General features: G+C 73.4%; 22 protein-coding genes, 2 tRNA genes and 1 pseudogene. 15 read left to right on the forward strand and 10 right to left on the reverse strand.

Going from position 1 to position 20878, the window contains the following annotated elements; genetic code table 11:
- Positions 1-92 precede the first annotated feature (92 nt).
- The 3 genes from ACGFI2_RS22490 (at position 93) to ACGFI2_RS22500 (ending at position 2309) form a co-directional block, all read left to right on the forward strand.
- Complete coding sequence (locus ACGFI2_RS22490; RefSeq protein WP_393520297.1) at positions 93-437, forward strand: hypothetical protein; 345 nt, start codon at positions 93-95, stop codon at positions 435-437.
- Between the two features lie 126 nt (positions 438-563).
- Positions 564-1763, forward strand: coding sequence for a DUF1015 family protein (locus ACGFI2_RS22495; protein WP_393520299.1), 1200 nt, complete (start codon positions 564-566; stop codon positions 1761-1763).
- Between the two features lie 75 nt (positions 1764-1838).
- Complete coding sequence (locus ACGFI2_RS22500; protein ID WP_393520300.1) at positions 1839-2309, forward strand: ribose-5-phosphate isomerase; 471 nt, start codon at positions 1839-1841, stop codon at positions 2307-2309.
- 79 nt (positions 2310-2388) lie between these two features.
- On the opposite strand, the gene ACGFI2_RS22505 is transcribed toward ACGFI2_RS22500, so the two are convergent.
- Positions 2389-2820 (reverse strand): hypothetical protein, encoded by a 432-nt coding sequence (locus ACGFI2_RS22505; RefSeq protein WP_393520302.1) that lies wholly within the window; start codon positions 2818-2820, stop codon positions 2389-2391.
- Positions 2821-2874: 54 nt separating this feature from the next.
- A complete protein-coding gene (locus ACGFI2_RS22510) occupies positions 2875-4095 on the reverse strand; it encodes a GNAT family N-acetyltransferase (protein WP_393520304.1) in 1221 nt (406 codons plus the stop codon).
- Between the two features lie 98 nt (positions 4096-4193).
- Here ACGFI2_RS22510 and ACGFI2_RS22515 point away from each other — a divergent pair, with 98 nt between their 5' ends.
- The gene (locus ACGFI2_RS22515; protein ID WP_393520306.1) at positions 4194-4718 is read left to right on the forward strand and encodes a hypothetical protein; all 525 of its coding nucleotides are present in this window, start codon (positions 4194-4196) and stop codon (positions 4716-4718) included.
- Between the two features lie 72 nt (positions 4719-4790).
- Here ACGFI2_RS22515 and ACGFI2_RS22520 read toward each other — a convergent pair whose 3' ends face one another.
- The 4 genes and pseudogenes from ACGFI2_RS22520 to ACGFI2_RS22535 all read right to left on the reverse strand — a co-directional run bounded on the left by ACGFI2_RS22520 (position 4791) and on the right by ACGFI2_RS22535 (position 8847).
- Complete coding sequence (locus tag ACGFI2_RS22520; RefSeq protein WP_393520308.1) at positions 4791-5300, reverse strand: hypothetical protein; 510 nt, start codon at positions 5298-5300, stop codon at positions 4791-4793.
- A 201-nt stretch (positions 5301-5501) separates the two neighbouring features.
- Positions 5502-5756: a hypothetical protein gene (locus ACGFI2_RS22525; protein ID WP_393520310.1), complete on the reverse strand. Its 255-nt coding sequence runs from the start codon at positions 5754-5756 to the stop codon at positions 5502-5504.
- A 64-nt stretch (positions 5757-5820) separates the two neighbouring features.
- Positions 5821-6009, reverse strand: a pseudogene (locus tag ACGFI2_RS22530) (hypothetical protein); the annotation flags it as partial.
- A 6-nt stretch (positions 6010-6015) separates the two neighbouring features.
- Entirely contained in the window at positions 6016-8847 is a 2832-nt protein-coding gene (locus ACGFI2_RS22535; protein ID WP_393520312.1) for an Hsp70 family protein, read from the reverse strand.
- 132 nt (positions 8848-8979) lie between these two features.
- Between ACGFI2_RS22535 and ACGFI2_RS22540 the strand changes: the two genes are divergently transcribed.
- Positions 8980-9627, forward strand: a complete 648-nt coding sequence (locus tag ACGFI2_RS22540) for an MOSC domain-containing protein (protein WP_393520314.1) — start codon at positions 8980-8982, stop codon at positions 9625-9627.
- A 59-nt stretch (positions 9628-9686) separates the two neighbouring features.
- Here the strand turns inward: ACGFI2_RS22540 and ACGFI2_RS22545 are convergent, their stop codons facing one another.
- Complete coding sequence (locus ACGFI2_RS22545; protein WP_393520316.1) at positions 9687-10349, reverse strand: hypothetical protein; 663 nt, start codon at positions 10347-10349, stop codon at positions 9687-9689.
- A gap of 321 nt (positions 10350-10670) precedes the next feature.
- Between ACGFI2_RS22545 and ACGFI2_RS22550 the strand changes: the two genes are divergently transcribed.
- Both ACGFI2_RS22550 and ACGFI2_RS22555 read left to right on the forward strand, forming a co-directional pair.
- Positions 10671-11270, forward strand: a complete 600-nt coding sequence (locus ACGFI2_RS22550) for an RNA polymerase sigma factor (RefSeq protein ID WP_393520318.1) — start codon at positions 10671-10673, stop codon at positions 11268-11270.
- Positions 11263-12423, forward strand: coding sequence for a CU044_5270 family protein (locus tag ACGFI2_RS22555; RefSeq protein ID WP_393520320.1), 1161 nt, complete (start codon positions 11263-11265; stop codon positions 12421-12423). The genes ACGFI2_RS22550 and ACGFI2_RS22555 overlap by 8 nt, the downstream gene beginning before the upstream one ends.
- 332 nt (positions 12424-12755) lie before the next feature.
- On the opposite strand, the gene ACGFI2_RS22560 is transcribed toward ACGFI2_RS22555, so the two are convergent.
- Positions 12756-12829: transfer RNA gene (locus ACGFI2_RS22560), tRNA-Gly, on the reverse strand.
- Between the two features lie 297 nt (positions 12830-13126).
- Here ACGFI2_RS22560 and ACGFI2_RS22565 point away from each other — a divergent pair.
- From ACGFI2_RS22565 to clpX, 5 genes are all read left to right on the forward strand, one after another.
- Positions 13127-13200, forward strand: a tRNA-Pro gene (locus ACGFI2_RS22565).
- 150 nt (positions 13201-13350) lie between these two features.
- Positions 13351-14697, forward strand: a complete 1347-nt coding sequence (tig, locus tag ACGFI2_RS22570) for a trigger factor (RefSeq protein ID WP_393520322.1) — start codon at positions 13351-13353, stop codon at positions 14695-14697.
- A 173-nt stretch (positions 14698-14870) separates the two neighbouring features.
- A complete protein-coding gene (locus ACGFI2_RS22575) occupies positions 14871-15512 on the forward strand; it encodes an ATP-dependent Clp protease proteolytic subunit (RefSeq protein WP_393520324.1) in 642 nt (213 codons plus the stop codon).
- Positions 15513-15526: 14 nt separating this feature from the next.
- Positions 15527-16189: an ATP-dependent Clp protease proteolytic subunit gene (locus ACGFI2_RS22580; RefSeq protein WP_393520326.1), complete on the forward strand. Its 663-nt coding sequence runs from the start codon at positions 15527-15529 to the stop codon at positions 16187-16189.
- 226 nt (positions 16190-16415) lie between these two features.
- Positions 16416-17708, forward strand: coding sequence for an ATP-dependent Clp protease ATP-binding subunit ClpX (gene clpX / locus ACGFI2_RS22585; protein ID WP_393520328.1), 1293 nt, complete (start codon positions 16416-16418; stop codon positions 17706-17708).
- 24 nt (positions 17709-17732) lie between these two features.
- Here clpX and ACGFI2_RS22590 read toward each other — a convergent pair whose 3' ends face one another.
- Entirely contained in the window at positions 17733-18371 is a 639-nt protein-coding gene (locus tag ACGFI2_RS22590; RefSeq protein ID WP_393520330.1) for a helix-turn-helix domain-containing protein, read from the reverse strand.
- Between the two features lie 26 nt (positions 18372-18397).
- Here ACGFI2_RS22590 and ACGFI2_RS22595 point away from each other — a divergent pair, with 26 nt between their 5' ends.
- Genes ACGFI2_RS22595 through ACGFI2_RS22605 form a run of 3 tightly spaced genes read left to right on the forward strand, consistent with a single transcriptional unit; the run spans position 18398 to position 20069 of the window.
- Positions 18398-18676, forward strand: coding sequence for a hypothetical protein (locus tag ACGFI2_RS22595; protein ID WP_393520332.1), 279 nt, complete (start codon positions 18398-18400; stop codon positions 18674-18676).
- A 17-nt stretch (positions 18677-18693) separates the two neighbouring features.
- Complete coding sequence (locus tag ACGFI2_RS22600) at positions 18694-19230, forward strand: EamA family transporter (protein WP_393520334.1); 537 nt, start codon at positions 18694-18696, stop codon at positions 19228-19230.
- Positions 19231-19271: 41 nt separating this feature from the next.
- On the forward strand, positions 19272-20069 hold the full coding sequence (locus ACGFI2_RS22605; RefSeq protein WP_393520336.1) for a carbon-nitrogen hydrolase family protein: 798 nt from the start codon (positions 19272-19274) through the stop codon (positions 20067-20069).
- Between the two features lie 5 nt (positions 20070-20074).
- Here ACGFI2_RS22605 and ACGFI2_RS22610 read toward each other — a convergent pair whose 3' ends face one another.
- Positions 20075-20296 (reverse strand): hypothetical protein, encoded by a 222-nt coding sequence (locus ACGFI2_RS22610; RefSeq protein ID WP_393520338.1) that lies wholly within the window; start codon positions 20294-20296, stop codon positions 20075-20077.
- Positions 20297-20878 lie beyond the last annotated feature (582 nt).

Raw genomic sequence — 20878 nt, forward strand, 5'->3', positions numbered from 1 at the left:
GTCACCGGGCCGGTGCGGGGCTCGTTTCACCGGGTGTTCCAGCCGGCGGCCCGACCGTGGCCGCGCCACGGCAGCTCCTGGAGGCGTTCTCAATGGGTAAGCACCGCCGCCTGTCAGACGACGCGACGCAGCCGGCGACCGAGGATCCCGGTGCGACGTACTGGTCGGTGGCCGAGGGCGACTGGCCCGCCGGTCCGGCCGAGCTGGCCCACCTGCTGGCCCCGCCGATCGTGGTCGGTGTGGCCCGGGTGGTGGCCACCTCGCGGATCACTCCGCCCGGGTCGGGCCGCCCCGATCGCGCCCCGACCCGGTCCGGCGCCGCCGGCCACCAGGCCGCCGTGGGGGTGACGACGGTACGCCTCAACGCCGGCTCCCGCCCGTCCGCGCCGTCCCGTCGCCCGGCCGGTCCCGGCCGCCACCGCGACCCGGTCGCCTGAGCGCGGGTTGTCAAAAGGGGGCCCCGCCTCTTCCTGAGGCGTTAACCAGGGGCCCCTCCTTTCACCTGGTGGAAGGGAGCGAGTCCGGCGACGGGGGCGGAGGGGGCGCGGGTAGCGTCAGCGGGCATGACGATCGTGCATCCGATCGCCCGGGCCTGGATCACCACCGGCGGCACCGGCGCGCAGAACTACGACGAGTTCGCCGACGACGCGGAGATCACCGCCATCGTCGAGGCGAACCCGCACAGTGCCCTGGGCATCGAGATGCCCCACCGGGCGCCGGACAGCGTCGGGAAGTCGTTTGTCGACGCCCTCCCGGACGCGGTGGCTCGCCTCACCGAGGCCAAGGCGGACGGCAGCTACACCCCCGCCGAGCAGGTGGTGGTCCTCTACCGGATCAGCGCGCCGGGCGAGGAGAACGCGTACGGGCTGTGGGCCATGGTCGACACCGACCAGATCTCCACCCGCGCCGACGAGCCCGGCCTGGTGATCCGCAACGAGGACGTGTTCATCGCGAAGGTGCGCGAGCGCGTCGCGCTGGCCGAGGCGCTCGGTCACCTGCTCTCGCCCGTACTCCTGCTCCAGACCGGGCGCGGCGACGAGCTGCACGCGGCGCTCGCGGCGGCGACCGAGTCGGCCGGCGCGCCCGCCGCGACCGACGTCGACCAGTCCGGCCGGACGCACGCGATCTGGCTGGTCGGCCCGGGTCCGGCGCAGGACGAGCTGACCGGGCTGGCCGGCGGTGGGGACCTGGTGGTCGCGGACGGCAACCACCGCAGCCTGGCCGCGCAGACCGGCGGCTTCCCGCGCTTCCTCTCGGTGATCACCACGCCGGCCTCGGTCGCCATCCAGCCCTACAACCGGCTGGTCAGCGAGCTGACCACCACGCCGGACGAGCTGCTCGACCGGCTCCGCGCCGCCGGCGCCGAGGTCACCGAGGCCGCCGGCCCGGTCGGCGTCCCGGCCACCGGCGGCACCGTGCACCTGCACCTCGCCGGCCGGGGATACGCGGTGACGCTGCCGCACGTCGGCGCCGGCCGGTTGGAGAACCTGGACCACGCGCTGGTCGAGCGGCTGCTGCTGCGCGACGCGCTGGGTCTCGACCCGGGCGACAAGCGGATCACGTACGTGGGGGGCGACTATCCGGCGAGCTGGCTGACCGGTGAGGTCGACGCCGGCCGGGCCGAGCTGGCCGTGCTGGTGGCGCCGGTGACCGTGGACGACTTCGTCGCGGTCAACCTGGCCCGGGAGAAGATGCCGCGCAAGAGCACCTGGTTCACCCCGAAGGCGCGGGCCGGCCTGGTGGTGGCGGAGTTGCCCCGCTGACCGGCGTGTGACGTACCGCCTCCGGGCCGCCGCCCGGGCGGCGATTGCGGAGGCGGGCCTGTCAGACTGCGCGGTATGCGCGTCTACCTGGGATCCGACCACGCCGGTTTCGAGCTGAAGGTGCACCTGGCCAACCACCTGGCCAAGCAGGGCTACGAGGTGGTGGACGTGGGTCCGCACGCCTTCGACCCGGACGACGACTACCCGGCGTTCTGCCTGCACGCCGGCGACCGGGTGGTCGGCGACCCGGGCAGCCTCGGCGTGGTGATCGGCGGCTCGGGCAACGGCGAGCAGATCGCCGCGAACAAGGTGGCCGGCGTCCGGGCGGCGCTCGCCTGGAACGTCGACACCGCCCAGCTCTCCCGGGAGCACAACGACGCCAATGTCGTCGCGATCGGCGCCCGGCAGCACACGCTGGACGAGGCCACCGCCCTGGTCGAGGCGTTCCTGACCACGGCCTTCTCCGGCAACCCCCGGCACAGCCGGCGGATCGCCCAGGTGGCCGACTACGAGCAGAGCGGCCGGCTGCCGGAACTGCCCGCCTGACGGGTCCGGTGCGTCCCCGGCGCCGGGTGCGGAGGGGCGGCCTGCCCCGCCCGGCCGCGTCCGGCGTCGGCGCGGCCGGTCAGCGGCCGCTGCGGGGCAGGTCCTCGCGGGGCACCCAGTTGCGGCGGACCAGCACCACCCGCTCCTCGGCCTGGGCGAGGTCGTCCTCGGTGGGGCGGGCCGCGTCCCGGGCCCGCATCGCGGCGGTCACGCTCACCTGCGACGACCCAGAACCGACGAGGCCGCGCAGTCCTCGTTCGCCCTCGTCGGCGGAGGGGGCGCCGCGCCGGATGCCGCGCGGCGGCCGGGGAACGTCGTCCGGCGGCTCCGGCTCGGCGCGTCGGGGCCCGTGCGGTGGCTCCGGCTCGGCGCGTCGGGGCCCGTGCGGGGGCCGGGGCGCGACGTCGTCGTGCACCACGGCCGTGCTGGCGCTCGTCTCCACGGCGTCGGCCGGCTCACTCGCCTCGCCGTGATGCCGCAGCCGCCGTCGCCGTCGCTCCGCCTCACCCACCCCCCGACCGTACCGCCCGGACCCGCCCGTCCACCCGCCCGCACCGTCGGCCGGTCAGAAGACCTCCATCGGGGTGGGGGACCGGTGCCAGGTGAAGGCCGCGGTGGTGGCGGCCAGTGTGCCCGGGATCAGCTCGCGGACGCGCCCGGTGGCGGCCAGCGCGGCCGGGGTGGTGCCGCCCAGGTAGAGCTCGCCGAGCGCGCGGACGTCGCAGGACAGCCCGGCCGGCGCGGTGGTGGCGGCGCACTCCGCCCCGGCCGGCCCGCCGACCAGCCGCCACCGGCCGCTGTTCTCCGGCAGCAGCGCGTCGACGACCTCCACCACCACGTTGACGTCGGCGGCGTAGCGGCGGGCGGTGAGCGCGGCCGGGACGTCCACCACCCGCAACCAGAGCCCGTCGGCGAGCCGCGGGGCGAGCTGGCGGGGCTCGTCGACGAGCCGGAGCAGCGGCTCGTCCACGGCGGCGATCGGGAAGGACAACCGCCGGGTCAGGTCGACCGAGAGCAGCAGCCGCCACAGCGCCAGGTACGCCTCCGGCGTGTGCGCCACCACCTCCCCGACCTGCACCTCACCCCGGGGGCCGTGGCCGGTCCACTCCTCCTTCGTCCGGTAGAGCGCGTACCCGTCGGGCCCGTCCGGCCCGTCGTGCAGCAGCACCCGCCGCTCGGTGGCGCCGCCCCGCCGGCCCGCCACGTCCGCCAGCACGTACGCCCACCAGCGCTCGTCCCGGCGGGACCAGCCGGGGCGGTCGGCGCGCGCCCGCTCGTACAGCCGGGCCAGCTCGCCGGCGTGCGCGGCCGGCCGGTCCAGGCGCAGCGTGCCCTCGGCGGGCGTGGGGGCGGGCAGCCGCAGCCCGGTGGTGTCGGCGGCCAGCACCAGCCGCTGGGCCGCGGAGCCGTAGCCGAACCGGGGGTAGATGCGGCCCTCGCTGGCCCAGAGCACCGCGACCGGCTCCCGGCGGGCGTCGCGGATCTCCCGTAGCTGCCGACGCATCAGCCCGGTGAGCAGGCCGCGGCGGCGATGCGTGGGTGCGACCGCCACCATGGTCACGTGCGCGGCCGGCACGTCCGAACCGGGTACGGCCAGGTCGCGGCCGAACGCGGCGGCGTGCGCCACGGCCGTCCCGCCGTCGCGGACCAGCAGCGACCGTTCCGGTTCGAAGATCGGACGTTCGACCTCCCGCACCTCCGGGTCGGGAGTGTCGTGGAAGGCCAGCGCCAGCAGCGCGGCGATCTCGTCGAAGTCCTCGGCCCGGGGCACCACCGCGTCGGTCATCGCCCGTGTGTACCCGATCACGGTGGGGTCGGCACCCTATTTGCCGGGTGGCTACCCTCGGAACGGAGGCCGACGTCGGTCGAGGGGGAGGACGGAAGATGGCGGACCAGACACAGCCGTGGGCGGAGCGCACCGTGGAGGTGCCGCCCCAGCCGGTGCCGGAGCAGCGGGACGCGTTCCGGCGCGGGGTGGCGGCGGTCGGTCAGCGCCGTACGCCCCGCACCGAGCCGTTCCCGACCGTGGAGCACGGCGACTGGGCCGGTGAGCCGGCGCCGCGCCGGTCGATGAGCTGGCACCTGGCCCAGGCCCGCCGGGGCGGGGAGTGGAGCGCGGCCGGCGCCCTGTTCGCGTTCGTCTGCTGGGGCATCTGGGCGATCTCCGGCCGGGGCAATCTGATCGCCCCGCTGCTCACGTTCGTGCTCAGCCTGCTCACCGCCGTCGGCGTCTTCGCGTTGGCCCGGCTGCTCGGCCGGCTGATCCTGGAACGGCAGCTCGGCCGGGTGCGCCGGAGCGCCCGCGGCGCGCACATGATCACCACGCTCTTCCTGGCCGGGGTGGGGGTGGCCTACCTCCAGCAGACCGAGTGGGTGGTCTCCGCCTGGAACTGGGTCACCGGCAACTGAGCCACCCGGCGCGGGTGGGTCGGCCTGGCGCCGCCCCGCCCGCGCCGGTTCGTCCGCACCGCGCGGGTCGGGTCAGAAGGTGGTCGTGACGCCGGCTGCCTTGCAGGCGGCGTTGAGGTCCGCGCCGGCCTTCTCCATGGCGGGGCTGTCGGCGGCGGTGCTCGGGTCGGCGGCCTTCGCCGCCTTGGTGTTCTCCGCGCCGAACGTCTTCAGGGCGGCGACCGCGGCGCCGTCGCCCCCGGTCGAGGCCAGCGTGGTGGCGGTCCGGCCCATCTCGGCCAGGATCTTGGTGACCTCGGCTTTCGGGTCGCGGCCGGCCTGCACGGCGGAGACGAGTCGCGCCTTCATCTCGTCGCCCGACTTCTTGACGGACTCGCAGAGCTGCTTGTCGCCGGCGGTGTTCGCCGCGCCCGGCGAGGACGCGGTGGCAGCCGGGGTCGTGGCGGCGGGGGTCGTGGCGGCGGGGGCCGAGGCGGACGTGGCCGTGCCGCCGGCCTCGGTGGCGGGGTCCCCGCCGCCGCAGGCGGTGAGCGTCGCCAGGGCGCAGGCCAGCACGATCGGGGCGATACGAATCGATGTCACGGGAGCGCACGCTAGTCGATGCCGGCCACCTGGCCAACCGTGCTCGGCCGGCGACGGCGTCGGCGGCGGGCGGGTCGGCGTGATGCCGCCCGCCCGCACGTCCGGTCGCGGTTCGCCGCGACGCCGGTCGTCACTCCTCCAGGACGGCGCTCGAATTACCCCGCCCCGCCCGGTTCATCCGTCGCCCGTCGGGACGAGCGGTCACCCCTCCTCGGCGTCGGCCTTCGGCGAGGCGACGCGCGCGGCGGGGTCCTCGACGCCCGGCTCGCCCCCACCCGGGGCCACCATGCCGTCGTAGTTGTAGGCCACGCCGTCGTCGCCGTGCTGCTGGGTGGTCTTGAGGTAGCGGTGGATCATCCCGTCGATCTCGATCTCCAACAGGGCCTGGTCACCCGCGTCCTGGCTGGTGCCGTCCTTGGGGCCGCCCATCAGGTACGCCTTCGTGTTCGTCGCCATGTGCCCGCCCTACCCGCGGCCCGGGGGACGGAAACCGGGACCGCACTCCGCACCGCCCGGCCGACCGGGGCAGGGTGACCCGCCCGTCGGCCCGGTACGCCCCGGGCGGCCACCTGAAGTAGCCGCCGTAAAAGTGCATGTTCATCGCGAACCTGATGTTGGGATGCGCCTTGGCCAGGTCGATCACGTTGCGGCTCTCCGGCTCGGACAGCTCCCCGGTGCCGGCGTAGTTGCCGGAGAGGCAGTTGGTGCTCGGCGCTCAGCCGGCGAACCGGTACAGCCGGAACTCCTTCTCCGCGCCGCACACCAGCATCGCCGTGTTCCAGGAGCAGGACCCGCTGCGGATCTGCTTCACCTGCCCCATCTCGACCGGCTTCCCGTCGGCCGCGAGCCCGGCCAGGACCCGGTTGTCCTCGTAGCCGCTCGGCTCCTTGTCGAACAGCAGCAGGTTGCCGGCGTCCAGCCGGACCGCCACCCCGTCACGCTCGCGCAGCACCGGTCGGCCGTCTGGCGCGAACAGCGTCACCGAGTCCCGGGGCAGGGTCCGTGCGGCCAGCAGGTGCTCGCCGAGCGGGACCAGCCGGGCTGCCCGCGGGGCCGCCCAGTGCCGGCTGCCCTCGTCCTCGGTCGCGACCACCACCCGCGTGCCGTCGGCGTCCGCGCCGGGCACCTCCAGCAGGCAGGCGCGGTGCCTCCCGCAGGTGACCAGCGCCTTCGCCCGGCTGTCCGGGGTGGTGGCCTCGTAGAGCACGTCGGGCGTGCCGACGCTGCCCAGGTCGTAGGAGAGCAGCCGCAGGCCACGGTCGCTCTCCGCCACGTACAGCCGGTCGTCGCGGGCGGCCACCGGGTCGTCGAGGTCGGCCACGTTGTCCCGGCTGCGCAGGATCTTCCCGGTGTCCATGGCCAGCACCCGCACCGAGCGGTCCGCGCCCACCTGCGCCAGCCGGTCGGCCTCGCCCGCCCACGGCGCGAGCGGCGAGCCGTCCGGGTACGCGGCGCCGTCCAGCGCCTCCCCGGTGCCGACCGGCACCACGACCGTTCGGGCGTCGCCGTACCCGCTGCGGGGGTTGTCCCGCGTCCACCGCTCCCGGCCGTCGTCCAGTCGCAACCCGACCAGCCGGTTGCCGGCGCGGTCCAGTCGGACCAGCGTGCCGGCGCCGAGGAAGACCTCGTCGTCGCCGGCGATGCCGGTGGCCCACCGCTGCCTGCCGGAGTCGCCGTCGAGCACCATCAGCGGTCGGGGCGTGCTCGATCCGGAGGCGTCGGCGAGCACGGCGACGCCGTCGGGCAGCGCCCGGATCCCGGCCCACCGTTCGGCGCTCACCCCGGTCTGTCCCTCCCAGAGCTTCCGGCCGGTGGCGGCGTCCACCGCCCGCACGGTGAGCCGGTCGTCCGGCCGCGACCAGGCCAGGTAGGCGCGGTCGGCGAGCGTCGCGGTGAACATCGCGCCGGGTCGTTCGTCGCCCACGGCCACGGTCTCGACCAGCTCCGGCGTGTGGAAGTCGAGCGCGGGGTGCCGGTCCCGGAACACCCACAGCAGCGTCGCGGCGGCCACGACGACGACCGCCAGGCCGGCGCCGACCGCGAGCCGGCGACCCCGTCGGCCGCCGTCGCGCGCCGTGCCGTCCGCCGGGGCGGACGACCAGGGTCCGGGTACGCCGGCAGCACCCGGCCACCCCTGGGGTACGCCGGCCGCGCCGTGGCCCGGCCCGCCGGGTGGCGCCGACGTCGGGGCGTACCCGGGCGGGGTGGCGCCGGCCGGGTCGGCGACAAGCGTGCCGTGCGGACCGCCCGCCGCCGCCGACGTCGCGTCGGCGGCCGGCGTGCGGTGCGGGCCGACCGGGGCCGTGGTCGCCGGCTCGACGGCGATGCCGTGCGGTCCGACCGTCGCCGTCCGGTCCGCCCCGGACGGGCCGGTCGCCGCCGCCGGCACGGTGGGCCGGCCGGCCCGCCGGGGCAGCGGCAGGTCGGTCAGCGCGCCCTCGGCGACCGGCAGCTCCGGCTGCTCCAGCACGGTCGGCGCGACGCCCAGCTCGGCGTGGAGCAGCCGGGCCACCAACGGCACCCGGGTCGACCCGCCGACCAGGAACAGCCCGGAGAGCTGCTCCGGGCGAAGCCCGGCGGCGGCGGTCACGTTCCGGGTCTCGGCGACCGCGCGGGCGAGCAGCGGCCCGGCGAGACGCTCGAAGTCCGCCCGGGTCAACGGGACGGCCGCCTCCACCCCCGGCACGGCCACCGGCGCGACCATGGCCCGGGAGAGCATCTCCTTGGCGCCGCGCACGTTGTCCCAGAGCTGCTGCCGGTCCCGCCGGTCGGCGGTGGTCGCCGGCTCGGTCAGCCGGGCCCACTGCCGTCCGTGGGCCGGCCGCACCAGCTCACCGAGCCGCCCGAGCAGAGCCGCGTCCAGGTCGAGCCCGCCCAGGTCGGCGAGCCCGCCGGTGGCGACGAGCTGGAACCCGGAGTCGCCCCACGGGTCGGCGCCCTCGTTGCGCAGCACCGCCACGTCGAGCGTGCCGCCGCCGAAGTCGAACACCGCCACCGCGCCGCCGACCGGCACCGGCCGGCGCAACACCTGGGTGTAGTAGCGGGCCGCGGCCACCGGCTCGCGCAGCAGGCGGGTGCCGGGCGCGATCGGCCCGGCGAGCGTGTGCTCGGCCGCCGCCGGCCAGCCGGCGAGTTCCAACGCGTCGTGCAGCACCTGCCGCCGGGGCGGCGTCCAGGCGGCCGGGTGGGTCACCACCGCCGGGGGCAGGTGGCCGACCGCGGCCACCGCCGCGTCCGCGACCGCCCGCAGCGTCGCGGCCAGCAGCTCCGCCGGCCGGTACGCCCGACCGCGCAGCTCGACGGTCTCCTCGTCGATCCGCCGCTTCGGGTTCGGCTCGTAGCCGGCCGGGTCGGCCTGGGCCAGGCGCTGGGCGTCCCGCCCGACGTGCAGGTGACCGTCGGCGTCGGCGTACACCCCGGACGGCAGGATCGGGTGCCCGTCCACGAGCACCGGCCAGGTGGTCCCGTCCGGCCGGCGCAGCACCGCCACCGTGTTCGAGGTGCCGAGGTCCACGCCGAGGGCGAAACCGTCCTGCTGGCCTGACATCCGTCGCTACCTCCGGCCGACGCGGGCATGTCCGGCCCGCATCGTACGCAGCCCGCGCCGCCCCGCCGCCGGGCCGTGCCCCGGACGGGAATTCGCTGGCCGATCACCGGTGTCGCCCCTACCGTCGCCGCCATGAAGGTGCTCTCCGTGAACGTGGGCCGGCCCCGAGCCAACCCCTGGAAGGGGATCGAGGCGACCGGCATCGACAAGCGGCCCGTGGACGGCCCGGTCGCGGTCACCGCGCCCGGCCCGAAGGGCGCCGGCGACGTCGGCCTGGCCGGCGACCGGGTCTACGACGTGGCCCACCACGGCGGCACCGACCAGGCCGTCTACGCGTACGCCCGGGAGGACCTGGACCGCTGGCAGGCCGAGCTGGGCCGGTCGCTGGGCAACGGCAGCTTCGGCGAGAACCTGACCACCGCCGGCCTGGACGTGAACGGCGCGTTGATCGGTGAGCGGTGGCGGATCGGGCCGGACCTCGTCCTGGAGGTGTCCTGCGCCCGAATCCCGTGCGGCACGTTCCAGGGCTGGCTGGACGAGCGGGGCTGGATCAAGCGGTTCACGGCGGCTGCCGTGCCCGGCGCGTACCTGCGGGTGGTCGAGCCGGGCGAGGTCCGCGCCGGGGACCCCGTGGAGGTCGTGCACCGGCCCGCGCACGACGTGACGGTGGCGTTCCTGTTCCGCGCCGTGACCTCGGAGCCGGACCTGCTGCCCCGGGTGCTGGTGGCCGACGCCCTGCCCCCGGAGGACCGGGAGTCGATCCGCCGGCGACTGTCCTGACCGTCCGGTCGGTGTCGTCGGCACGCGGCTCCCACCACGCCTCATGGGCGGCCCACCGCTCACCGTGGGTACGGGCGACCGCCCTCCAGGGTGATTCGGGCTGTCCCGTCGTCCGTGCTGATCGTGATGCAGGTCTGGCGGGTGTCGAGGAGCCAGCCGACCGGGCGGCAGCTCCAGCCGTGCTCCACGGGCGGCCAGCCTCGCCTCGCGAGGTGCTCCCACATCCGGCCGGCTACCCGGTCGGCCGGCTCGGACGCCCCACCGACCAGTCGGTAGGAGACGGCGCACCGGCTCGGCGCGCACTCCGTGTCGCCGCCGCCCCGGACGGCGAGCCCGTCCGGCGGCGGTACCAGGTCGTGCACCGACGGCACGAACCCGTCGTCGCCGGCATCCCAGGCAGCCAGCGGAAAACAGCCACACCCGGCGGCCAGGGCCAGGCCGACGCCGATCCGGTACGTCCACTGCCGGTAGCCCGGTTCCCGGTCGTGGTCGCCGAGGCGGCGCCGCTGCGCCGCCCGCGCGACGAGCAACGTCCCGGCGGCGCCGAGGAGCACCAGCACCCGCGCCTCCACCGCGGCCCGGGGCTGGACGGCGGTGAGGGCCAGGCCGGTGGCGGCGATCAGGACCAGCGCCACCGTCACCAGCGCGGTGAGCCGCCGTAGCCGGGCGACGCTCGACCAGACGAGGAAGGCCGCCGTCGTGACGGCGCATGTCAACAGCACGGCTAATGATCGACCGCCGGCGCCCCGACGGGCCACCCCGCCGATGCGGGCAGCGGCGTGCGGGCGCGCGAAGACCGACCGGTCGGCTGACCGGCGGATGGTGGTCCACGCGGGGACCGGCTCACTGTCGTCGCCCGGCGGGCCGGGTTGAGCGCCCTGCGCCGGGAGACCATCCCGGTCGCCCCGGAGCCCGCCGGAGCGCCGCTGCCGCGCGAGCCGGAGGAGTGACCGGGCCGGGGCGAACGCCGTCGAGGGCTTCGGGCAATAACAGGTGTGACACTGATTAGGAGTGAAACACCACCCGGCCGTCCACCGGAGCCGATGCACACCGACGCGGAGCTGATCGCGCGCTCGGGCAACTTGCCCGAGGCGTTCGCGGCCCTGTTCGACCGGCACGCCGCCGCGCTGCACCGGTACCTCGCCCGGCGGGCCGGTGGCCTCGTCGCCGAAGACCTCGTCGCGCAGACCTTTCTCGTCGCGTTCGAGCAACGCGCCCGGTACGACGTGAGCCGACCTAACGCGCGCGCCTGGCTCTACGGCATCGCGACGAACCTACTGCGGCGGCACCACCGGGACGAAGAGCGGCTCTTCCGCTCCCTTGCCCGCACCGGCACCGACGCGTTGGCAGATCCCTGCCCGAGCGACCGGATCCTGGACCGGCTCGACGCCAGCGCGTTGTCCCAGCGGCTGGCCGCCGTGCTCGCCGGACTTCCGGCCGCAGAACGCGACGTCCTGCTGCTGCACGCCTGGGCCGATCTCGACCTTGAGGAGGTCGGCCGGGCCCTGGACATCCCGGCGGGCACCGTGCGCTCGCGCCTGCACCGGGCCCGCAAACGGCTGCGACCCCTGCTCAGCGGCGTTGACGGGGTTCGGGTCACCGACGACCAAGCACGCACGAAGGAGAAATTCCGCCATGGATGACATCACGTTGGTGAGCCAGTTCCGCGAGGAGGTCCCCGAACCCGATGCCGCGACGCTCCACCGCATTCGGAACACCGTCGTCGCGGCGCTCCCCGACCGGACGTCCGTTCGGCCGGTCCGGACCGGGCCGCGGCTCCGGCTGCTGGATGCCTTCCGCCGCCGTCGCCCCGCCGTCCGGTTCGGGCTGGTGGCGGCTGCGGTCGCGGCGGTCGTGGCCGGCACGGTCGTGGTGGACGCCGTGACGACGGCCGACGGTCGCCCGGTCGTGGGCCATGCGGCCGCCGCGGCCGAACTCAACCGAGCTGCCGCCGCGGCGATCCGGGCCAGCGATCCACCCCTGCGGCCCGGACAGTTCTACTACCTCCGCGCCGTCGAGATGGCGGGCAGCGACATCAGCGATTGCGGGCTCTTCTACCTGCAGAAGAACGTCTACGAGACCTGGGTCCCGAAGGCGTGGGAAGACGAGTGGATGCTGCGGCTGGGCTGGGAGGTGGAGCGGCAGTTCTTCCGGCCCTCAGACGAGGCCAAGGCGAAGCAGTGCCCGCTGCTCAAGCCGCCACTCGCCGCCACGGACGTTGTCAAGGCCCCGGCCGGCATCTTCGATCCCGAAGGCAGCAAACTTTCGGCGGACAAGTTCCGGGACGCCACGGGCGTGATCGTCTACCACCCGACTCCGGAGGAGATCGCCAGGCGTCTCGCGGCTGGCAACTGGCAGGGGCCGACCGCGCAGTTCATGGCCGGCCTGCCACGTGACCCGAAGCAGCTGCTGGAGCGCATCTACCGCGACTCGAAGGGTCATGGGAACGGCCGCGACGAGGAGGCGTTCGTCTTCGTCCGGGACATCCTGCGCTCGGGTGTCGTACCGGCCGACCTGCGGGCCGCCCTGTTCAGTGCGGCCGCGCTGATCCCGGGGGTGCGTCTGGTCAGCGACTCGGTCAACCTCGAAGGGCGCCACGGGGTGGCGGTCGCCATGTCCGACCGCGGTAAGACCCGAGTCGAGCTGATCTTCGACCCGAAGACCGGGGAGGTGATCGGCGAGCGTGAGGTGGTCCTCGTCGCGAACCACATCAAGGGGGTGCCGGCGGGCGCCGCTATCGGGTACACCGCGGTGAGCCGGCAGGTTGTCGACGCGATGGGCGCGACTGCGAAGTAGGAGTCGGTGCGCGCGCCACGACCGGGGTCGACGAACCCCGGTCGCGGCGCCGCTACGGCCGCGTCCACTCCGACGGGACGCCGGTCGACCCGGACAGCTATGAAACGAACGGGCCACGCGAGCATGCGGACCGCGTTGGTCTACCAGCACGCGACCAGCGAGCGGGACCGCGAGATCGCCTCGGCCATGGACCGGCGGATTGCCCGGCAGGCTCGGCGGAAGACCGGCACGGGCAGCTAGTGGCCAACGGATGGCCCGCAAGATCGAAGCGGGGGAGTGGCCGGCCGGCCCAGGATCGGGGGTTACCGCCTCTGACCTGGGCCGGAGGGCTGTGGAGCGGGCGACGGGAATCGAACCCGCGTAGTCAGTTTGGAAGACTGAAGCTCTACCATTGAGCTACGCCCGCGAGCGCCTCGCTGTCGCGGGGCGCGCCCGACAGCCTACCGAATCCCGGAGCCGGGCGCGCAGCCCGTATCCCGCGCGTCCCTGCGGGCCACCCAGGATCCACGCCACCTCGGCGAGGTTGCGCCTTCCCGCGGCCCGGGACCCCGTCCCCTCGCCGAGGTGGTGTCCGGCCCGGCCCGGGACCCGCACCTCGCCCGAGGTGGCGACGCGGCACGGCGTCCGGGCGCGGCGCGAACGCGGCCCGGAGCGCCCCGGTCACCCGCTCCGGTGCCCGGACGGCATACACTCTTCGTCGCCACGGGGTGTGGCGCAGCTTGGTAGCGCACTCGCTTTGGGAGCGAGGGGCCGTGGGTTCAAATCCCGCCACCCCGACTGTCGTTCGCGACCGGATCGTCCCGGGAACCGCCGGTTTCTCCGCGCGGTACCCCCGGGCCCTGCCGATGCCGCAGGCCGACTCGCCTACACTCGATGCGCGCAATCACGCCCCAGACTCAACACCCAGATCCGTCAAGGAGTACGCCTGTGAAGAGCACCGTCGAGACTCTGAGCCCGACGCGCGTGCGGCTCGCCATCGAGGTGCCGTTCGTCGAGCTCGAGCCGAGCCTCAGGAAGGCGTACCGGGAGATCGGCCAGCAGGTCCAGGTTCCCGGCTTCCGCCGGGGCAAGGTTCCCAGCGCGGTGATCGACCAGCGGGTGGGCCGGGGGACCGTCCTCAACGAGGCGATCCAGGAGGCCATCCCGCAGAACATCCTCGCGGCGGTCCGCGAGCACGACCTCAAGACGCTCGGTCGTCCCGAGGTCGACATCACCGAGTTCAACGACGGTGACTCGCTCAACTTCACCGCCGAGGTCGACGTCCGGCCGGAGATCACCCTGCCGGACCCGGCCACCATCGAGGTGACCGTCGACGAGCTCGAGATCGCCGACAGCGAGATCGACGAGCAGATCGGCAGCCTCCGTGAGCGGTTCGCCACGCTGAAGACCGTCGAGCGGGCCGCCCAGGAGGGCGACTTCGTCCAGATCGACCTGAACGCCACGGTCGACGGCGAGGAGGTCCCGGGCGGTTCGGCGAGCAACATCTCGCACGAGGTCGGCAGCAAGCAGCTCCTGCCGGGTCTGGACGAGGCGCTGGTCGGCCTGGCCGCCGGCGACAGCACCACCTTCACCACCCAGCTCGTGGGCGGCGACTACGCCGGCCGCGACGCCGACGTGGCGGTGACCGTCCGCACGGTCAAGGAGAAGGAGCTCCCGGAGCTCGACGACGACTTCGCGCAGATGGCCAGCGAGTTCGACACGATCGAGGAGCTGCGCGGCGACCTGCGCGAGCGGGTCACCCGCGGCAAGCAGGTCGAGCAGATCTACGCCGCCCGTGACAAGGCCCTCGAGCAGATGGTGGCCGCCGCCGAGGTGCCGGCGCCGGAGGGTGTCGTCAAGGAGGAGGTCGAGAGCCGCAAGGCCGCGATGGTCGACCAGCTCGAGCGCATCGGCGCCTCCATGGAGGAGTACCTCGCCGCGGAGGAGAAGACCGAGGAGCAGATCGACGCCGAGCTGACCGAGGCGGCGACCGACGGCGTCAAGATCCAGCTCCTGCTGGACACCCTGGCCGACGCCGAGGACGTGCAGGTCTCCGACGACGAGTTCGGGCACGAGATCGTGCACCGGGCGCAGCGCGCCGGCATGGCCCCGCAGCAGTACTACGACCAGCTGGCCCGCTCCGGCGCCGCCGCGGCCGTCTTCGGCGACGTCCGCCGGGGCAAGGCGCTCGCCGCGGTGATGGAGAAGATCAAGATCAAGGACTCGGCGGGCAACGAGGTTTCCCTCGACGCGCTGCGGGCCCAGAACGAGGCCGAGCACGACCACCAGCACTGATCGTCAGGCGACGGCCGCCGTCCCGCGCTGCGCGCCGGGCGGCGGCCGAAACCCTTTCCGGGGTACGCCGAACGGGTGACTGCGCTGAGAGCGAACAGTGCCCCGACCGGGAGTGCGCCCGGAGGCGGAGCGGTTAGTGTCGGACAGGACGGTACGGAGAGCGAAGGGCTGCCATGACCGACATGCACATCCCCAAGAAGTCGCTCCGGGCGATCGAGGCCCGCGGTGGCGACTCCATTGGCAACCTCGACGACTCGGTCTACAACCGGTTGCTCAAGGAACGGATCATCTTCCTGGGCAGCGAGGTGAACGACCAGGTGGCCAACCGCATCTGCGCGCAGCTGCTGCTGCTCGCCGCGGAGGACCCGGACCGCGACATCTTCCTCTGGATCAACTCGCCGGGTGGCTCGGTCTACTCCGGCATGGCGATCTACGACACCATGCAGTACATCGACAACGACGTGTCCACCGTGGCGATGGGCATGGCCGCCTCCATGGGCCAGCTGCTGCTCTGCGCGGGCACCAAGGGCAAGCGCTACGCCCTGCCGCACGCGCGGATCATGATGCACCAGCCGTCGGGCGGCCTCGGCGGCACCGCGTCGGACATCGCGATCCAGGCCGAGCAGATGCTCTACACCAAGCGGATGTTCCAGGAGCGGGTCGCGCACCACACCGGCCAGAGTCAGGACCAGATCGAGGCGGACTCGGACCGCGACCGCTGGTTCACCGCCCAGGAGGCCATGGAATACGGCTTCATCGACAAGGTGATCATCGGGGCCACGCAGGTTCCGGATGGCGCCGGGACCCTGAGCTGACCGAGGAGCTGACGATGACCGACCTGAGCCTGCCGCCCCAGTTCGCGGCCGTGCACAACCGTTACGTCCTGCCGTCGTTCGTCGAGCGCACGTCGTACGGGATGAAGGAGTCGAATCCCTACAACAAGCTCTTCGAGGACCGGATCATCTTCCTCGGCGTCCAGGTGGACGACGCGTCGGCCAACGACGTGATGGCCCAGCTGCTGACGCTGGAGGGCACCGACCCGGACCGCGACATCATCATGTACATCAACTCGCCGGGCGGTTCCTTCACCGCCATGACGGCGATCTACGACACCATGCAGTACGTCCGGCCGGACATCCAGACCGTCTGCCTCGGGCAGGCGGCCAGCGCGGCGGCGGTGTTGCTCTCCGCGGGCACCCCGGGCAAGCGGATGGCGCTGCCGAACTCCCGGATCATCATCCACCAGCCGGCCACCGAGGGTGGCTACGGTCAGGGTTCGGACATCGAGATCCAGGCGCGGGAGATCCTGCGGATGCGGACGCAGCTGGAGGACATGCTGTCCCGCCACTGCAACCGGCCGATCGAGCAGGTCCGCAAGGACATCGACCGTGACAAGATCATGACGGCCGAGGAGTCCAAGGACTACGGGCTGGTCGACACCATCCTGACCAGCCGCAAGAAGGGTCTGCTGGCGACTCACGCCGCGGGCTGAGCACGTGCGGGGTCGGAGGTCGGTCGGGGGTGGACCCCGGCCGACCTCTGACACACCCGTTTTGGGGGTCGGAGAAAACCCGGCTACCGGGTAACGTCGGGTCTGTACCGCTCCGGGTCGGATCGGGTGGGGCCGACAGCACAGTGGGACGACAGGGACGGACGGGCGCCGCGGCGCCCGCAGGTCAGGGCCGGCGCTCCGGCCGATGAGTGCAGGGAGAACGTAGGTGGCACGGATCGGTGACGGCGGCGACCTACTGAAGTGCTCCTTCTGTGGCAAGTCGCAGAAGCAGGTCAAGAAACTCATCGCGGGCCCCGGGGTCTACATCTGCGACGAGTGCATCGATCTCTGCAACGAGATCATCGAGGAGGAGCTGGCCGAGTCCGGCGAGGTGAAGTGGGAAGAGCTTCCCAAGCCGATGGAGATCTGCCAGTTCCTCGACAACTACGTCGTGGGTCAGGAGCAGGCCAAGAAGGCGCTCGCCGTCGCGGTCTACAACCACTACAAGCGGATCCAGGCCGAGGCCGCCGGCGCGCCCGGCTCCGGCAGCGACGGCGTCGAGCTGGCCAAGTCCAACATCATGCTGCTCGGCCCGACCGGCTGCGGCAAGACCCACCTGGCGCAGACCCTGGCCCGGATGCTCAACGTCCCGTTCGCGATCGCCGACGCCACCGCGCTCACCGAGGCGGGCTACGTCGGCGAGGACGTGGAGAACATCCTCCTCAAGCTGATCCAGGCCGCCGACTACGACATCAAGCGCGCCGAGACCGGCATCATCTACATCGACGAGGTCGACAAGATCGCCCGTAAGTCGGAGAACCCGTCGATCACGCGGGACGTCTCCGGCGAGGGCGTGCAGCAGGCGCTGCTGAAGATGCTTGAGGGCACGGTCGCCAACGTGCCGCCGCAGGGCGGCCGGAAGCACCCGCACCAGGAGTTCATCCAGATCGACACCACAAACGTGCTGTTCATCTGCGGTGGGGCGTTCGCCGGCCTCGACCAGATCATCGAGGCCCGCACCGGCTCCGGCGGCACCGGCTTCGGCGCCCGGCTCCGGTCGGTGTCGGAGCGGTCGACCGACGACATCTTCAGCCAGGTGATGCCGGAAGACATGCTGAAGTTCGGGCTGATCCCCGAGTTCATCGGCCGGCTCCCGGTGATCACCAACGTGCGCAGCCTCGACCGGGGCGCCCTGGTGAAGATCCTCACCGAGCCGCGCAACGCGCTGGTCCGGCAGTACCAGCGCCTGTTCGAGCTCGACGGCGTCGAGCTGGAGTTCGAGCCGCCGGCGCTGGAGGCGATCGCCGACCAGGCCATGCTCCGCGGCACCGGCGCCCGTGGCCTGCGGGCCATCATGGAGGAGGTGCTCCTCTCCGTGATGTACGAGGTGCCGAGCAACCCCGACGCCGCCCGGGTGCTGATCACCCGGGAGGCCGTCCTGGAGAACGTCAACCCGACCATCGTGCCCCGCGAGTTCACCGGCCGGCGTCGCCGGGACCGCGAGGAGAAGTCGGCCTGAGCCGTCGTCGCGACCGCGCCCGGGTCAGCTCGGGCGCGGTCCGCGTGACCGGGTCCGTCGGTCCCACTCGCCCGACGGGGTGACCGTCACCATCATCAGGCGTACCGGCCCATCGCCGGCCGTGCGATAGCCGTGCTGCCGGTCGGCGTGGAACTCCACCGTCTCGCCGGCGTGCACCCCGTGGTCGACACCGTCGACGGTGACGGTCAGGGCGCCGTCCAGCACATGCAGGATCTCCCGGGTTCCCGGTGGGTGGTCGGGGGAGCGCAACGCCTCGCCGGGCCGCATCCGCCAGTCCCACAGTTCGACCATGTCCGGCTCGCCGATCCCGCTGAGCAGGCGCGCCGCGCCGCCGTTCTCGCCGCGCCACAGCACCGGCGCCTCGTCCGCCGTGGTCACCCGTACCGAGCTCTCCTCGGCCGGCTCCAGCAGTTGCGCGATGTTGACGCCGAACGCGTCGGCGACCCGGCAGAGCGTGCCGATGCTGGGGTTGGTGCGGGCGCCCTCGATCTGCACCAGCATGCCCTTGCTGACGCCGGACCGGCCGGCCAGCTCATCGAAGGACCAGCCGCGGGCGGCCCGCAGCTCACGTACCTGCCGGGCGACCGCGGCGGTCACCGCACCCACCCGCCCACCGGCGTCGGTCATCATACTGTCCCTCACGGTCACTATTATGGTACGACTGCTGGGTGCTTCCCATTGTGCTGGCCGCCGTGTCCGCGATCGCGTTCGGCGCGGCCGATTTCTCCGGCGGCAAGGCGTCGCGGCACGCCGACCCGATCGCCGTGACCGTGGTGTCCCAACTGCTCAGCCTGCCGCTGCTGATCGTGCTGGTGCTTGTCGTCCCCGGCACACCGAGCGGCGTCGACCTGGGATGGGGGCTGCTCGCCGGGGTGGCCGGCGCGGCCGGTGTCATGCTGCTCTACCGCGCGCTGGCCACCGGCGTCATGGCGGTGGTGGCGCGATAACCGCGATCACCGCCGCGGTGGTACCGATCGTCGCCGGCCTGGTCGTGGCCGACTCCCCGGGCGCGGTGGCGCTCGGCGGCGCCGGGCTCGCCGTGTTGGCGATCGCGCTCGTCAGCCTGGGCGAGCGCGGTGGCGCCGGCCGCGTCTCCGGTCGGGTCATCGGCACGGCGCTCGCCGCGGGCCTGCTCTTCGGCATCTTCTTCGCGCTTCTCGGCCAGGCCGACGAGAGCGCCGGGATGTGGCCGGTGCTGGCGGTACGCGCCAGCTCCATCGCGTTCGGCCTCGCGCTCGCCGTCCGTGCCGGCGTGCGCCTGCGGCTGGGTCGGCGAGCGCTGGGCTGGGCCGCCGCGGCCGGCCTGCTCGACTCCGCGGCGAACGCGCTCTTCCTCGCCGCGGCCGGCCGGGGCCACCTCAGCGTGGTGGCCGCCATCGCGTCGCTCTATCCGGCGAGCACCGTCCTGCTCGCGCTCGCGGTGGACCGGGAACGGCTGCGCCCGGTCCAGTTGGCCGGGCTCGGTCTCGCCGCCGCCGCGCTCGTGCTGGCCAGCGTCTGAGCTTTGTGCATCGAGCGGTTTCCACCCGTACCCTCGAAGTCATGCGCGTCGCCGTCTGTCAGCTCAACGCCCGCGACGACCGGGCGGCGAACCTCGCCGCCGCCGAGGACCTGCTGGTCAGGGCCGCGGCGACCGGCGCCGACCTCGCCCTGCTTCCGGAGTACGTCGACTATCTCGGCCACGCCGACCGGATGCCGCCGGCCGAACCGGTCGACGGCGAGGTGGGGCGGTTCTTCGCCGAGACCGCCCGCCGGCTCGGCCTCTGGGTGATCGCGGGTTCGTTCCACGAGGCCGGCCCGGACCCGGTGCACACCTGGAACACGTCGCTGGTCTTCGACCGGGAGGGCGCGCTCGCCGCCGCCTACCGCAAGATCCACCTGTACGACGTGGAGATCCCCGGCCGCGTCTCCTACCAGGAATCGGCCGCGGTGGCGCCGGGGGAGAAGCCGGTGGTGGTCGACGTGGAGGGCCTCCGGGTCGGCCTGTCGATCTGCTACGACCTGCGGTTCCCCGAGCTCTATCGGCAGCTCGCCGTCGATGGTGGCGCCGAACTCCTGGTCGTGCCGGCCGCGTTCATGATGCACACCGGGCGGGATCACTGGGAGGTGCTGCTCCGGGCCCGGGCGATCGAGAACCAGTGCTTCGTGGCGGCCGCCGGCCAGACCGGCGACCACGAGCCCGGCCGCACCTGTTTCGGGCGGAGCATGGTGGTGGACCCGTGGGGGACGGTGGTGAGCCAGGTCGCCGACGGCCCCGGTGTGGCCGTCGCGGAGGTGGACCTGGACCGGCTGCGCGCCATCCGCGCCGAGCTGCCCAGCCTCGCCAACCGCCGGCTCTGAGCGGGTCAGGTCTCCAGGAGGAGACCCACCACGGCGAGGCCGGCTATCGCCGCCGCGGTGATCAGCAGCGCGGTGGTCATCCGGGACGGGCCGCGTCGGACGAGGCGCCGCACCGACAGCAGCAGCACCGCGAGCACGAACGCCCCGATGACCAGCTGCCAGAACGGCAGCAGGAGACCGAGTAGGGCCTCCTCGGCGAGGGCCGGTAGCCGGGACAGGTCAGCCATGTCGACCACTCTGGCACGGCGGGCCCCGGCGCGTGCCTCTCCGAGAGGTCCTTTTCGCCGCGCCGGCCGATGCGAACCAGCGACGATCATTGATTTGCCTTCCCGGGCCGCTCCGCGTAACTTTCTCTCTGCACGCGGGAGGCCGGGGCAAACCGGCCGACAACGGGCGCCGGGCTGGTGGCGGTGACGCCGAGCCAGACCGAGGATTCGGGCGGTGCAGGAAGACTTCGGAGACACGGAGTTGCGAATGCGAAGCCGGCCGGGTAGAGTGCGAAAGCCGGCAGGGAGCCGGGCGGGTTGTTGCGAGAGCGACGCCGGCCGGTCCGCCGAAACCCACGGGAGCAACGACCGCCGGAAACGGTGAGCGTCAGCGTGGATCGACTCGAGCCAAGTTGATCATCTCAACACGAGGTTGACGGCGGCAGTCGAGTCGGGTAAGTTAGAGAGGTTGCCCCAAGCGGGGTCCTACGAGGTAGGGCTTCTGGTTGGTGTGTGGTTGTTCTTTGAGAACTCAACAGGGTGCTTGATAAGCCAGTGCCAATTGTTTTATACCCCGGACTGGTGGCTGTCTTCGGATGGTTG

Source organism: Micromonospora sp. NPDC049282 (genome assembly GCF_043197045.1).
Classification (GTDB): Bacteria; Actinomycetota; Actinomycetes; order Mycobacteriales; family Micromonosporaceae; genus Micromonospora.

Bases quoted from the DNA above. Each gene is read 5' to 3' on its own strand.
- ACGFI2_RS22490 (WP_393520297.1), top strand. From the start codon at position 93: ATGGGTAAGCACCGCCGCCTGTCAGACGACGCGACGCAGCCGGCGACC.
- ACGFI2_RS22495 (WP_393520299.1), top strand. From the start codon at position 564: ATGACGATCGTGCATCCGATCGCCCGGGCCTGGATCACCACCGGCGGC.
- ACGFI2_RS22500 (WP_393520300.1), top strand. From the start codon at position 1,839: ATGCGCGTCTACCTGGGATCCGACCACGCCGGTTTCGAGCTGAAGGTG.
- ACGFI2_RS22510 (WP_393520304.1), bottom strand. From the start codon at position 4,095: ATGACCGACGCGGTGGTGCCCCGGGCCGAGGACTTCGACGAGATCGCC.
- ACGFI2_RS22515 (WP_393520306.1), top strand. From the start codon at position 4,194: ATGGCGGACCAGACACAGCCGTGGGCGGAGCGCACCGTGGAGGTGCCG.
- ACGFI2_RS22525 (WP_393520310.1), bottom strand. From the start codon at position 5,756: ATGGCGACGAACACGAAGGCGTACCTGATGGGCGGCCCCAAGGACGGC.
- ACGFI2_RS22535 (WP_393520312.1), bottom strand. From the start codon at position 8,847: ATGTCAGGCCAGCAGGACGGTTTCGCCCTCGGCGTGGACCTCGGCACC.
- ACGFI2_RS22540 (WP_393520314.1), top strand. From the start codon at position 8,980: ATGAAGGTGCTCTCCGTGAACGTGGGCCGGCCCCGAGCCAACCCCTGG.
- ACGFI2_RS22550 (WP_393520318.1), top strand. From the start codon at position 10,671: ATGCACACCGACGCGGAGCTGATCGCGCGCTCGGGCAACTTGCCCGAG.
- ACGFI2_RS22555 (WP_393520320.1), top strand. From the start codon at position 11,263: ATGGATGACATCACGTTGGTGAGCCAGTTCCGCGAGGAGGTCCCCGAA.
- ACGFI2_RS22575 (WP_393520324.1), top strand. From the start codon at position 14,871: ATGACCGACATGCACATCCCCAAGAAGTCGCTCCGGGCGATCGAGGCC.
- ACGFI2_RS22580 (WP_393520326.1), top strand. From the start codon at position 15,527: ATGACCGACCTGAGCCTGCCGCCCCAGTTCGCGGCCGTGCACAACCGT.
- ACGFI2_RS22605 (WP_393520336.1), top strand. From the start codon at position 19,272: ATGCGCGTCGCCGTCTGTCAGCTCAACGCCCGCGACGACCGGGCGGCG.
- ACGFI2_RS22610 (WP_393520338.1), bottom strand. From the start codon at position 20,296: ATGGCTGACCTGTCCCGGCTACCGGCCCTCGCCGAGGAGGCCCTACTC.